The organism is Acetobacter malorum, assembly GCF_001580615.1.
Classification (GTDB): Bacteria; Pseudomonadota; Alphaproteobacteria; order Acetobacterales; family Acetobacteraceae; genus Acetobacter; species Acetobacter malorum.
Genome location: NZ_LHZC01000055.1, coordinates 286,572 through 299,144 on the forward strand (window position 1 = coordinate 286,572; position 12,573 = coordinate 299,144).

12 protein-coding genes are annotated in these 12,573 nt (G+C 61.1%); 10 read left to right on the forward strand and 2 right to left on the reverse strand.

Annotation, left to right across the window (positions count from 1 at the left end; translation table 11 throughout):
• Positions 1-26: 26 nt before the first annotated feature.
• Positions 27-449 (forward strand): hypothetical protein, encoded by a 423-nt coding sequence (locus AD930_RS14140; protein ID WP_061506732.1) that lies wholly within the window; start codon positions 27-29, stop codon positions 447-449.
• 4 nt (positions 450-453) lie between these two features.
• On the opposite strand, the gene AD930_RS14145 is transcribed toward AD930_RS14140, so the two are convergent.
• Positions 454-861, reverse strand: a complete 408-nt coding sequence (locus AD930_RS14145) for an NUDIX domain-containing protein (RefSeq protein ID WP_061506733.1) — start codon at positions 859-861, stop codon at positions 454-456.
• Positions 862-1,011: 150 nt separating this feature from the next.
• On the opposite strand from AD930_RS14145, the gene AD930_RS14150 reads away from it, so the two are divergent.
• From AD930_RS14150 to AD930_RS14190, 9 genes are all read left to right on the forward strand, one after another.
• Positions 1,012-1,449, forward strand: a complete 438-nt coding sequence (locus AD930_RS14150; protein WP_061506734.1) for a hypothetical protein — start codon at positions 1,012-1,014, stop codon at positions 1,447-1,449.
• A gap of 105 nt (positions 1,450-1,554) precedes the next feature.
• Positions 1,555-2,817, forward strand: coding sequence for a cation:proton antiporter (locus tag AD930_RS14155; RefSeq protein ID WP_061491716.1), 1,263 nt, complete (start codon positions 1,555-1,557; stop codon positions 2,815-2,817).
• A 263-nt stretch (positions 2,818-3,080) separates the two neighbouring features.
• Positions 3,081-5,420: a TonB-dependent receptor gene (locus AD930_RS14160; RefSeq protein WP_373320525.1), complete on the forward strand. Its 2,340-nt coding sequence runs from the start codon at positions 3,081-3,083 to the stop codon at positions 5,418-5,420.
• Positions 5,421-5,485: 65 nt separating this feature from the next.
• Positions 5,486-6,640 (forward strand): phosphotransferase enzyme family protein, encoded by a 1,155-nt coding sequence (locus AD930_RS14165; protein ID WP_061506776.1) that lies wholly within the window; start codon positions 5,486-5,488, stop codon positions 6,638-6,640.
• On the forward strand, positions 6,637-7,221 hold the full coding sequence (gene pnuC, locus AD930_RS14170) for a nicotinamide riboside transporter PnuC (protein WP_061506736.1): 585 nt from the start codon (positions 6,637-6,639) through the stop codon (positions 7,219-7,221). Before AD930_RS14165 ends, pnuC begins: the two co-directional genes overlap by 4 nt.
• An 85-nt stretch (positions 7,222-7,306) precedes the next feature.
• Positions 7,307-9,589 (forward strand): TonB-dependent siderophore receptor, encoded by a 2,283-nt coding sequence (locus AD930_RS14175; protein ID WP_061506737.1) that lies wholly within the window; start codon positions 7,307-7,309, stop codon positions 9,587-9,589.
• Positions 9,586-9,879 carry a hypothetical protein gene (locus AD930_RS14180; RefSeq protein WP_061506738.1) on the forward strand — a complete coding sequence of 98 codons (294 nt, stop codon included), beginning with the start codon at positions 9,586-9,588 and terminating at the stop codon, positions 9,877-9,879. The genes AD930_RS14175 and AD930_RS14180 overlap by 4 nt, the downstream gene beginning before the upstream one ends.
• Positions 9,876-10,178, forward strand: coding sequence for a hypothetical protein (locus AD930_RS14185; protein ID WP_061506739.1), 303 nt, complete (start codon positions 9,876-9,878; stop codon positions 10,176-10,178). Before AD930_RS14180 ends, AD930_RS14185 begins: the two co-directional genes overlap by 4 nt.
• The gene (locus tag AD930_RS14190) at positions 10,175-11,956 is read left to right on the forward strand and encodes a PepSY-associated TM helix domain-containing protein (protein WP_061506740.1); all 1,782 of its coding nucleotides are present in this window, start codon (positions 10,175-10,177) and stop codon (positions 11,954-11,956) included. Before AD930_RS14185 ends, AD930_RS14190 begins: the two co-directional genes overlap by 4 nt.
• Before the next feature lie 81 nt (positions 11,957-12,037).
• Here AD930_RS14190 and AD930_RS18135 read toward each other — a convergent pair.
• Positions 12,038-12,573, reverse strand: a 536-nt coding sequence (locus AD930_RS18135; RefSeq protein WP_061506741.1) for a hypothetical protein, incomplete at its 5' end; no start/stop codon positions are given.

Below are 12,573 nucleotides of genomic sequence, written 5' to 3' on the forward strand. Positions count from 1 at the left end.
CACAAGACAGAAGGCAGAGAGGCAACATGATAAGAAAAACAAGATTTGCCGTGCTTGCAGGTGGGCTCCTTCTGGGGAGTGCTGCCCTGCAGGCCCCAGCTCCCGTTCTGGCCAGATCCGTACATCTGGCCCCGCATGTGCCCAGTACAGTGGTGTCCGGCACGCTGGAGGGCGCTGGCCCCGTGCCGTTTCGTGTGCCTGTTAAGGAAGGGCAGCAACTGAATATTCAGTGTCATTCCCGCAAAAGCGGCATTTACTTTTTTGTAAAAGACCAGTCCGGCAGCATGGTTTATGATAGTGCGGTAAGCCCGCAGCCCGACAGGTGGACCGGCGAGGTCTCTTCTGCCGGCCTTTACACGGTCGGGGTTTACCAGAAGCGCTCTCCCGTTCATCTCCACAAAGGGCAGACGGCCTTTTTCCGGCTGCATGTTGCCGTTAACAACGACTGAGGTTTTAGCCGCCAGCCTTTGCCCGTAACGCCGCCACGGCCACCGTTGTGGCGTGGGTAAGCGGTGCGGGCAGGGCCTCCAGCGGGAACCAGTCCAGACCACTATGTTTGTGCGGTTCCTGCAACACCGGCTGGCCGGTAAAGCCGGACACCATATAAACCGGGGCGACCCAGTGGGTGCCGGCGGCGCGGTCAATCTGGTCCACCACGCACAGCAGGGCAGGGTGGTGTATCACCAGCCCGGTTTCTTCCAGTACTTCCCGCGCCACGGCGGCGGGTACGGTTTCAAACGCATCCACCTTGCCGCCCGGCAGGCCCCAGCATCCGGCTTCCGGCGCACGCAGGCGGCGCAGGAGCAACAGCTTGCCGTCGTGGATAATCATGGCGCCACAGCCTAGTCTGGGGTCTGTCATCGGGTGCTCCTTGCTGTGTCTGTCTGCTGTGTGGCCTGCATACCCCGCTGCGGACTTTTGGAAAACAGTGTGGTACACCCCACCCCCTGCCAGCACTGGCAGAGCGGCCTGAAACTCCGGCCGGATGAGACACGAGGGCAGGGGGCAGAGATGTCAGTCGAAAAAAACTTCAAGGCCGTTCTGGACCGGGCCAATGAGAGCATTGCCGTCAAGATGACAATGCTGTTTGGCAGCATCTGGTGCGTTTACGTGTTTTTTGTCTTCTCGCTCATCCCCGTGCTGATGCCGCAATGGCAGAATACGCTGCTCTATATTAGCAACTGTATCCAGCTTGTTGCGTTACCGGCCCTGATGGTGGGGAACGCGGTGCTCAGCCGCGGGGCGGATAAGCGGGCGTCGGAAGACCATCAGGCTCTTTTGGAAATCCTGTCAGACGTGCGGGAAGAGCTGGCGGACCTGAAGGACCGCACAGCGGGCCTTGCGCAAAGTGCATCGGAAGCCCTGCAGCGCCCGGAGCTGGAAAACGTCTCCATTTCCGACCAGACATTTGTGGATGTGGAAGGGCAGAACGGCAAAACGTCGGACTGATAAAACGACGCTCGTCCTGCCCCACTGCCGGTTTGAGAGCGATCAAACATTTTTTAAGGCTGTTTCCGGTATGCAGGGGGCAGATTTTTTGTGGGAGTGCCGTGCATGACGTCTCTGGGCCTGTTCGCGCTGGTTATTGGACTGGCTTCTCTGTTCGCCTTGCTGAATGAGCGGCTGTTGCGGCTGCCGCTCACCATTGGCATTCTTCTGCTTTCTCTGATTGCTGCCGGTCTTATGCTGCTGGCGGAGGCTGTGCTGCCCTGGTCCGGCATCGGGCAGGCCCGCGCCGTGCTGACGCAGATTGATCTGCCTCATACCCTGCTGGATGGCGGACTGGCTTTCCTGCTGTTTGCCGGGGCGCAGACGGTGGATGTGCGCGCCCTGTGGGGCCGCAGATATTCCGTTCTGGCGCTGGCCGTGCTCGGCACGTTTCTGGCGGTCCTGCTGTTTGCAACGGGCATCTGGGCGGTGTTTGGCCTGCTGGGCTTTTCCATCTCCTTTCCGTGGTGTGTGGTGCTGGGGGCCATTCTGGCCCCAACGGACCCGGTTTCCGTCGTGGGCATGTTGCGGCGGTTAGGGCTGCCCGGCCCGATACAGGCCCTGTTTGCGGGGGAAAGCCTGTTTAACGATGGCGTTGGCGTGGTCATTTTCACCGTAGCGCTCAGCGTGGCGATTGATGGCGGCTCGGCCCACGCCACCCGCCTTGCGGAAGCCTTTTTGTGGGAAGTGGGCGGTGGCCTTCTGGTGGGGCTTGTCGGCGGCGGGCTGGCTGTGGCGGCCCTGCGTGCGGTGCGGGATGTGCATGTGGAAATGCTCATCTCCCTCGCGCTGGCCAGCGGCGTGTATAGCGTGGCGGCTGCATGGGGCATGTCCGGGCCGATTGCCGTTGTGACGGCGGGGCTGATCCTCGGCGCACCCATCGCGCAGGCGGCCCTCACGCCGAAGTCTCAGGCGGAGATTGCGGGTTTCTGGGCGCATGTGGATGAAGTTCTGAACGCGCTGCTGTTTACCATTATCGGTTTTCAGGTGCTGTCACTCACTTTTACCGTGCCGATTGTGCTGGCGGCCTGTCTGGCCCTGCCGCTGGCGGTGCTGGTGCGCGGTGCCAGCGTGCTTCTGGCAAACCTGCCCCTGTATGTTCTGCGGAAGGAAAGCTTTGGCGTTCTGGCCGTGCTGACAGGCGGCGGCCTGCGCGGCGGGATTTCTCTCGCACTGGCCCTCAGCCTGCCCGCCGGGCCGGAGCGTGATCTGCTTTTGTGCGTCAGTTACAGTGTTGTTGTGTTCACCATTCTTGTACAGGGACTGACGATAAAACCGCTGGTGCAGAAGTTTTACCCCGCCAGCCCGACCGGATCAGAGGAAGGATAACCCCCATGCGGGTGCGCGCTCATGCACGGCCAATCTTGCTGGCCACAGTCGTTTTTTCCAGCGCGCTGCCCGGCCCGGTTCTGGCGCAGGCCACATCGGGCGGCGTCGGGTCTGGCAGTGTGACGGCGGAAGAACCGGATGCCACAAAACCCCGCGTTCCTCAGGCCCCCGGCACAAGGTCATCCAGCGTGCGGGGCCGGTCGGCGGAAACGGCGCGCAAGGCAGGTCCATCCCGGCAAGCAAGCGGGGCTGGTCAAACCGGCATGGCGCGGACCGGACAGAGCCGCACCGGCACCGGCCAGAGCGGACGTGCCGCACTGCGGGCAGGATCAGCCCCGGCACCCGGCCCGGTGCAGGCGCAAGGGGCCGAACAGATTGACGTGCACGCGGACCCGGTGGCGCTGCATGCGGGCGGCGGATTGCTGCGGCCGCAGGATGCGCCAAAGGCTATCAGTGTTGTGGGGTCGGACTTTATTGCGCGGCAGGCACCCTCTGCCACGGCGTTTGATCTGGTGGCTCTGCTGCCGGGGGCGAACGTGGCGTCCTCCGACCCGCTGGGCTTTTCCCCGCAAACCAATATTTCCGTGCGCGGCCTGAACGGGGATGCCATTGGCTATGTGCTGGAAGGCGCACCGCTGAATGACATTGCCTATTACACCGGCTACCCCAGCCAGTTTGCCGATAGCGAGAACTATGACAGCATCGCCCTCCAGCAGGGTGCTGCGGATCTGGACAGCCCGGTTCTGAACGCAGCAGGCGGGTTGATGAGCCTGCGCTTCCGCACCCCGGCGGAAAAAGCTGGCGGGCAGGTGGATATTTCCTACGGTTCCTATGACACCAATCGGGAATTTATCCGACTGGATAGTGGTGAGATTGGCAAGACGGGCCTGCGCGGCTTTGTGTCCTATTCCCACGGGGCCTCCGATAACTGGCGCGGGCCGGGGCGGGATGTGCGCCAGCATGTGGACTTCAAGCTGCAAAAGGACTGGGGGCACGGCAATACGGCCTCTCTGCTTGGTTCATGGAATCAGGCGATCGACAGTTACTATCCGCAGGTTTCCAAAGAAGGCTGGGCGCAGGACGGCATCCACGGCGCAAACAATCTGGCGAAACGCTACGATGTGCAGAATGAGGCCGCCGGCACGGATTACTGGCGGCTTTATCGCCAGCCCGAACGCACTTTGTATCTGGCCGCCCCCGTGGAACTGCATCTCACGCACGGCCTGACGCTAAAGGCCACGCCCTACGCACAGGGTGCATACGGGAACGCCCCCGGTGGCACGCAAATCCCCACATCCGGCCTGTATAACGGCACGCAGCCTCTGGCGGATGAACTCACCCTGCCCAGCACGCAGGACGGCTGGGCCACCGTGCGGGCGGATTACACGCAGCGCAGCTATCGCTCCGGCTTTACCACAGCAATGGAGTGGAAGCGCGGCGTGAATGATCTGGTGCTGGGCTACTGGTATGACTATTCCGACGATAATGAAAAACAGCAGTTCACCGCCATTTCGGACGGCGGGTATGCGTCCAACATCTGGGGCAATGGCGGAGGGAGCGGCATTCACCTCTCCGATGGCTCTTTGCTGCTCGGTACCAATAACCACACCATCACCCAGACCAACGCGCTGTTTTTAGGCGATCGGCTTTCTCTGCTGCATGACCGGCTTTTGCTGACGGCAGGCTTTAAGGAAGTGATGATGACGCGTACGGGCACCAACGCCATGCCGGGGGCGGCTTACCATGCCAATACCAACAGCGCCGTGCCGCTGCCGCGTCTGGCCGCACGGTTCCAGATAACGCCGCATCATCAGGTGTTTTTCAGCGCCACCACCAATTTCCGCACCCCTGCGGAAACTGCGCTGTATGATGTGTTTGACCCCACCTCCGGCCAGACGGAAAGCAAGGGCACTACGAACGTTAAGAACGAATATTCCATCTCGGAAGAGCTGGGCTATCGGTATGCGGATGATCGGTTTGTAGGCAGTGTCACGCTGTTTAACTACAATTTTACAAATCGGCAGGTGGAAACGCTGGTTTCACAAAATGGATCGTTCGTGCAGTCCACCATGAACGCGGGTGGGCAGACCAGCCGGGGTGTGGATGTGGAATTTGGTCTGCGGCCCTGGCACCACCTTAGCCCGTATGTGTCGGGTGAGTATCTGCACGCCACCATTGATAACGACATTGCCGCCAACGGTGACCTTCTGCCCACACGCGGCAAAACCGCCGTGCGCAGTCCGACCCTTCAGGCTGCGGCGGGGCTGACGTATGATGACGGGCACTTCTTCGGCACCGCCACCGTCAAATATACAGGCCACCAGTATGCCACGTTCATGAATGATGAGCGGATGTCCGACCACGTGACGGGTAATCTGGCCGTAGGCTACCGGCTTGCGGATGTCGCTATGCTCCATAAACCGGAGTTCCGCATGAACTTTATCAATATCAGCAATCAGCATTATCTGTCCGGTGTGGCAGACCCAACGCTGAACGCGAAGGACACCACAGGCCGCTACGGCACCACGCTTGCCGGCAGCGCGCCGGATTATTACGTGGGCGGCGGGTTTGCAGCGCTGTTTACTGCCTCCACCGGGTTCTGAGCAGCGTGACCGGTCTTCTCGCCCGCCTCTTTTCCGGCCAGCCCCCTAAACAGTCTCCGGGCACCGTGCCCGGCCAGTTTGGTGTGCATGGCGTGCAGGATAAGCGCGACTGGCCGCCATTGACGGAAGCTGAAGTGGCGTCCGTTCTGTCGCACTATGCGTCTCTGTCGCCCGTTACTTCCATTCTCTGGCACAGCATGCGGCCTTTTTCCGCCGCTGGCATTGTGCTGCTGAAAGGCGATGGCCCGACAACGGTTGTGGTCAAGCGGCACCATACGCAGTTGCGCAGCGTGGCGGCGCTGGAGGTCGAACATGCCTTCATGCAGCATCTGCGCGAGCGGGGGCTTCCGGTCAGCACCGTTCTGAGCACGGGCAGTGGGGCTACAGCGGTGACGCAGGGGATCTGGACGTATGAGGTCTTTCTGCCGTCGGAGGGCGAGGACCTGTATCGGGATACCATGTCCTGGCAGCCCTATCAGTCAACAGACCATGCGCGGATCGCCGGTGCAGAGCTGGCGCGGTTGCATAAGGCGGCGGAGGGGTTTGATGCTCCTGCGCGGGGTGAAACCTGCCCGCTGGTTTCCAGCATGGTGGCGGTCGGGCAGGCGGAGCTTTTGCCTGCATTGCGGGCATGGGTTGCCCGGCAACCGGGGCTGACGCAGCAACTGGCAGGCCGCCCGTGGGAGCAGGATGTGCAGACGGTGCTGGAACCGTTCCACGCCAAACTCCGCCCATTGCTGGCAGATATCACACCCTGCTGGGGGCATGGCGACTGGCACGGCTCCAACCTGCTCTGGGCGGCGGATGAAAAGGCAGGCGTTGCCAGTGTTCTGGATTTTGGCATGGCGGACCGCACCTGCGCAGTGTTTGACCTTGCCGTGGCGCTGGAACGGAGCGGGGTGAAGTGGCTTGAACTGCCGTCACCCGGCGTTGTGGTGTATCCGCAGATGCAGGCTTTACTGGCTGGCTACCAGAGCGTGCGCCCGCTGACTGAGGCCGAACGCGCTTTGCTGGTGGCCTTTATGCCGCTTGTGCATGTGGAATTTGCGCTCTCGGAAGTGGCGTATTTTGGCGCATTGCTGAAGGACGCGGCCTCGGCTGAGGTGGCCTATACGGAATATCTGCTCGACCACGCCCGCTGGTTTGCCTCAAAGCAAGGACGCGCCCTTTTGCGCTGGCTCCCCAAAGAACTGGCGCGCGTCCCGGCCGCCAGACCATGAGCCTGCTGGAACTCCTCTCCGTACTATTCAGCGCGGCGGGTGTGTGGCTGACAGGCCGGAGGGCGGTGCTGTGCTGGCCGGTTATGCTGGTGGCCTCCGTGCTGTATGGCGTGGTGTTCTGGCGGGCGCATTTGTATGCGGATACGGTGTTGCAGGGCGTGTTTGCTGCCCTCTCGCTCTATGGCTGGTGGCGCTGGCTGCGCGGCGTGCGGGATGAAGGGGCTGTGCAGGTCACTCAGCCCCCGCAGGGCGTAATGGTGCGCGGCGTTGTGTTGAGTCTGGCAGCCGGTGTGCTGCTGGGCGGCGTGCTGCAAACCTGGACGGATGACCCCAACCCCCTGATGGACGCGCTGCTCAGCACTTTCAGCATTCTGGGGCAGGTGTGGATGGCCCGGCGCTATCTGGCCAGCTGGCTGATCTGGCTGGGGGTAGACGTGCTCTATACCGGCCTGTTTGTAGTGCGGGAGCTGTATCTGACGGCGGGGCTCTATGCTGTGTTTGTCGCACTCGCCGTGGTGGGGTGGCTGCAATGGCGGGCTGTTTGCGTTATAACAGAGCCCGGAAAACCGCCATTTGAGTGAGCAGGTCGTTCTCTACTTGACAATAATTCTCATTATCACGTAAGCGGCGCATATCGGTAACGTATGTGTGGGCAGCAAGGTAGCTATGAGAATTTCGCGCTCTGTGAAGGGTGTGCTTCCGGTGGTTTTACTGGCGGGTGCAGCCATGTCTTCGGGCGCAGCAGCGGAAACGCTGCCTGTGGCGGAAAATCAGTCTGATACGGAAAACTCCGCAGAAAAGAACAAAGGGCGCAAAGCCAGCCCGAAGGCGGAAGTGGTGATTGTGACCGCCACAGGCCGCTCCAGCGCCTCGGCCTCTACCAAAACCCGCACGCCGATTATTGAATCCCCTCAGACAATTTCCATTGTCAGCCGGGAAGAAATCGAATTGCGGGCGTCCCCCACCGTGGCGGATGCCCTGTCCTACACCGCCGGGGTGCAGGCGGAGCCGTCCGGTATTGATAGTCGCGTGGATGAAGTTTCCGTCCGTGGCTTTGGCGCAGGGGGCTTTTCCTCCAACAACAACTTTGTGGATGGCCTGCGTCTGCCCTCCGGCGGCCAGTGGACCCGGACGTCGTTTGACCCGTTCGCGCTGGAGCAGATTGAAGTGCTCAAAGGCCCGTCCGGCGCGCTGTATGGCCAGACGGCACCGGGCGGGGTGGTCAATCTTGTGACCAAACGCCCGACCGCCAAAAGTGAGGGCGAATTCTTCCTGCAAGGCTCTGGCTTTACCAACCTCAATAACGGGCAGGGGCAGGCCTCGGGTGACCTGTCCGGCAAGCTGAACAAAAGCGGCACCGTCATGGGCCGGGTTGTGGCTCTGGCGCGGTATGGCGGTACGCAGGTTAACAGCGTGAATACGGGCCGCTATTACATTTCCCCCAGCCTGACATGGCAGCCCACGGTCAACACAAAATGGACGCTGCTGGCGCAGTATCAGCGGGATCAGGGTGGCTCCACCTTCCAGTTCATGCCCGCCACGGGCACGCTGTATCCGTCTCATGGCCGCTATATCAAAAACGATGCCAATATTGGGGAGCCGGACTGGGATAAGTTTGACCGGAATCAGGCGCTGATTGGCTCCTTTCTGGAACACAGGTTCAGCAAATATCTGACGGTGCGGAACAACACCCGTTACACCTATCTGGACACGCTCTATCGCGCCACCGTGCTCTCTGGCGATACGCTGAGCAAATGTCCGGCCACCATACCGGGCTGTGTGGCGGGTGAGACTGTTAACCGCCGTGCCGTGGAAGGCCGCGGACGCTCACAGGGTGTGGCGACGGATACGCAGATTGAGGGCCATGTGATGACAGGCCCGGTGCGGCATCTGCTTCTGGCAGGCACCGACTATTTTTATACCGACTGGAACCATGACCGTGATCTGGTCAGATCCTCACTTGTGCTGCCGATGCTGAATATTTTTGATCCGCAGTCCCGTGGGGCGGCTGGGTATGCGGGCGCACTGTCTCCGCAGATCTATACGTCCACGGAAAGCCGCCAGAATGGCATCTATTTTCAGGATCAGCTCAAGTTTGACCGCCTGCGCGTCACCCTTGGCGGGCGGCAGGACTGGGCGCGGGATGATACGCTGAATGTGCTGACCAACAAACGCTATATTACAAAATCCAACGCGTTCACATGGCGTGCGGGGGCGGTGTATCTGTTTGATAACGGGCTGGCGCCGTATTTCAGTTACGCGCAGTCCTTCCAGCCGCAGGTGTCGGACCCGTCCAGCGCGCGGGATGGCACGCCGTTCAAACCCACCAAAGGGGATCAGTATGAGGCCGGGCTGCGCTACCAGTACGGCAAAAGCATCTACATCACTTTTGGTGGCTACCAGATTACCCAGACGAACATGACCACACCGGACCCGGACGGCGCAATGTGCGGCACCGCCACCTGCCTTGTGCAGACGGGCAAGGGCCGCGTGCGCGGGCTGGAGCTGGAAGGGCGGGCAAACCTTGTGTGGGATACGTCTGTTATCTTCACCGGCACGCGGAGTGACGCCAAGGTGACGCGCTCCAACTACGCAGCGCAGGTGGGCAATTATCTGCCACAGGCCCCCAAATGGATGGCGTCTTTGTTTGTAGATAAACGCTTCCGCTCCGGCGTGTTGCAGGGGGTAGGGGCTGGCGGCGGTGTGCGTTATACCGGCCATAGCTATGGCGATACGGCCAATACGCTTTCCATGCCCGGCTATACGGTGTTTGACATGTTTCTGCGGTATGATTTTGCGGCGGCGCGGCCCCAGTGGAAAGGTCTGACCTTCTCCGTCAATATGCGCAACATTGCTAATAAACGGTTTGTGGCAACCTGTACCGCTGTCTCCGCCTGCTATTACGGGCAGGGGCGGAGTGTGATTGGCCGTCTGGAATATCGCTGGTGAGTTCTGTGCTTTTTGATACGTCTTTATGCGCTCTGGCGGTCATGTGCAGCGTGGAGGCGGGTGTGTGTGTGTATCTGGCAGCGCCGCGCCAGATGCTGCTGCGCAAGGCGCTCCCTGTAAAAACCGGGCTGGGGGTTGCTGTGGCTCTGGCTTTGGCTGCCCTGCGGCTTTTCTGCCAGGTTGTAGGGGCCTTTACGGCGGTGTTTGCCTTGGCGGTGGTGTTGATGAGCGTCTGGTCTCTCCTGCCGCTTTGTGTGGCACTGGCGCGTCGGGGGCAGGAGCCGTCATGAGCCGGACTGTGCGGAAGTTCAGTAGCAAAAACTGGTTTTTCAAAGTGCTGGCGGCAGTGCTGCCGGGTGCGTTGCTGGTGTGTGGGCTGATGGGGCTTGTGGGCGTGCTGTGCCATACGGATGGCAGCCCGCGTTCAGCCTCCGGCCAGTATCTGATGTGGATGGGCGCATTGCTCTGGAGCGCGCTGCTCAGCGTGTGTTTCCTGTTCCGCTCCGGCGTGCAGGCGTGGGGCGTTCTGATTGTGGCTAATGGCGTCGTCTGGGGCCTGTTTGTTCTGCTGCGGAGTGTGCTGTCATGAAATTGCGTGCGGATTTTGTGCAGCTTTACCGCGATGTTCATAGTTGGGTGGGCATTGTTGCCGGGCTTTTCCTGTTTGTGGCGTTTTATGCCGGGGCCGTCACCATGTTTGAGGAACCGCTGCAAAGCTGGGCCTCAGCCCCCGTGGGCCTGCCGCCGCCGGTCAGCCTGGAGCAGACGCCGGCACTTTTGGAAAAAGCCCTAGCAGCCTACCCGGAAGCACGGGATGATTACACCATTGCCGTCACGCCGGAAGACGCACAACGCGGCCGCCTGACATGGGATGGCAGCGGCGGGCAGGTGCATCATGCTCCAACGCAGGTCATGGCGGCAGGGCTGGATGCGCAGGGCAACCTTGTTGTGGTGCCCAAAACACCCTCTGAGGCCGCGCATTTTGTAGATGTGCTGCACCAGCAGGTTGGTCTGCCTTTGCCGCATACGCCGGCTATGCTGGTGATGGGGGTGGTGGCTTTACTGTACGCCGTAGCGCTCGTTTCCGGCGTCATTGCGTATCTGCCCGCATTGGTCAAAACGCTGTTTGCGGTGCGTCTGGGCCAGAGTGTGCGCAAGCGCTGGCTGGATATGCATAATTTGCTGGGCCTGTTCTCGCTGCCGTTCCATCTGGTGATGGCGATTTCCTCCGTGGTGTTTGCCTTCCACGGGCAGATTTTTGCTGTGGAACATATGTTGTTTCCCGGTTCTGCTGCCGGTCAGCATGGTGGCATGCATGGCGGTGGGCACGGTGGCGGCGGACATGCTGGAGGGCGTGGTGGCCACGGCGGCGGGCCGGACGGCGGCCGTCGTGCGCAGGGGGAAGCTCAGGCGCCCCAGAGCGCTGTAAGTAGTGGTTCAGCAGACCATGTTCCGGGTGTGCCGCCCCAGCCGCACGATACGCAGGCTGATGTGCAGCATGGCGGGGCTTCTGGTGAGGGGGTACCGTTGGTCACCGGGGCGGCCAGCGCGTCTGCCGCACCGGTTCCATCACCTGTGCCTGTGCCCGTATCGGCACCGGTGCTGGCCCCGACCGAGATCCTCACCATCATGGCGCAGCGGGCTCCGGGGTTTGTGCCGGAAGTGCTGAACTACATGCAGCTTGGCCACGGTAAGGATGTTGTGCGGGTGTTTGGGCATGATGCGCGCTACCCCACACGCGGCCCGACGGGTGGTTTTGTAGTGCTCAATTCCCATACCGGCGCGGTGCAGTCCGGCGAGTATCTGCCGGGGCATCAGCCTGCAAAATTTGCGATCCTGACAACATTTTTCGCGCTGCATTTTGGCAGCTTTGGCGGTACACCGGTGCGCTGGGGGTATGTGGTGTTGGGGCTGGGGGGCGCGTTCCTGTTCTATACGGGCAATCAGCTCTGGATTGTCAGCCGCAGGCGGCGCGAGCGGGAAAGCGGTCTGGTGGTGGAAACACGCGGCACAAAGCTGCTGGCGGCTTTGACATCCGGCTGCACCACGGGCTGCGTGGCAGGGATTTCCGCCGTGTTCTGCGCAGTGGCTCTGCTGCCCTATGGCGGGACATATGGCGCAGTTTCTACTGTATATTACAGCGTGTTTTGTGTGTTTGTGGTGGCGGCCTTCTGCCTGCCCGGCCAGCGCAGCATCCGGCTTTTGCTGGCGGCAGCCGGTGCGGTAACAGCCTGTGTGCCGCTCATGCTCTGCCTGCACGGGGCGCACCTGCTACGCACCCCGGAAGGGCTGGGCGTGGCCCTTATGGCTGGCCTTCTGGGTGTGTTCCTGCTCGCCAGTGCGGCGAAGCATACGCGGGAGATTTAGGGGAAGCGGTCTTTATATCAACTACTGTCTGAATGACCTTGAGAACGATGTTCCAAAATCCCAGTCTTTTAAATGTTTCTCTTAGTGCGTGCCCGGCAATGCCATCTGCGCCGCCACAAAAGCGGTGACGCCGGTATTATACAGCGCATGGCAGGCGGCGGTGGTCCAGAAGGGGCTGCCACGCCGGGATTTTGCGGTCAGGTAAAAACAGGCAAAGAAGCAGAAAGATCCGCTCAGCCCGACATCCAGAGCCATGGGCCAGTTGCGGTGCGGAATACCCGTATTACCGCTGGTATGGTGGTCCCACGTAAAGAACAGCGTGGTGGCAGCAAAAGAAAGCCCCCACAGCCAGCTTTGATTTTTGATAAACAGCCGAAAAAACCGGTGCGGCAGATAGAAGAAAATAAAGGTCTCCATAACCGGAGCAACCAGCATGGCTAACACGGCCAGAAGCGGGAGAGAGGCCGGAGAGGGACCATTATCCACGGCCCCGCAGACCCACAAAAGCATCAGCCCCAGCGGACACAGAATGGCCTGAGCCAGCAGGCACCGCAGGCAATAGTACCAGTTGACAGAAAACCGGCCACCCGCCCGCTCAGCGTTGCCAGCGTTGCCAG

Bases quoted from the DNA above. Each gene is read 5' to 3' on its own strand.
- AD930_RS14140 (WP_061506732.1), top strand. From the start codon at position 27: ATGATAAGAAAAACAAGATTTGCCGTGCTTGCAGGTGGGCTCCTTCTG.
- AD930_RS14145 (WP_061506733.1), bottom strand. From the start codon at position 861: ATGACAGACCCCAGACTAGGCTGTGGCGCCATGATTATCCACGACGGC.
- AD930_RS14150 (WP_061506734.1), top strand. From the start codon at position 1,012: ATGTCAGTCGAAAAAAACTTCAAGGCCGTTCTGGACCGGGCCAATGAG.
- AD930_RS14155 (WP_061491716.1), top strand. From the start codon at position 1,555: ATGACGTCTCTGGGCCTGTTCGCGCTGGTTATTGGACTGGCTTCTCTG.
- AD930_RS14160 (WP_373320525.1), top strand. From the start codon at position 3,081: ATGGCGCGGACCGGACAGAGCCGCACCGGCACCGGCCAGAGCGGACGT.
- pnuC (WP_061506736.1), top strand. From the start codon at position 6,637: ATGAGCCTGCTGGAACTCCTCTCCGTACTATTCAGCGCGGCGGGTGTG.
- AD930_RS14175 (WP_061506737.1), top strand. From the start codon at position 7,307: ATGAGAATTTCGCGCTCTGTGAAGGGTGTGCTTCCGGTGGTTTTACTG.
- AD930_RS14185 (WP_061506739.1), top strand. From the start codon at position 9,876: ATGAGCCGGACTGTGCGGAAGTTCAGTAGCAAAAACTGGTTTTTCAAA.
- AD930_RS14190 (WP_061506740.1), top strand. From the start codon at position 10,175: ATGAAATTGCGTGCGGATTTTGTGCAGCTTTACCGCGATGTTCATAGT.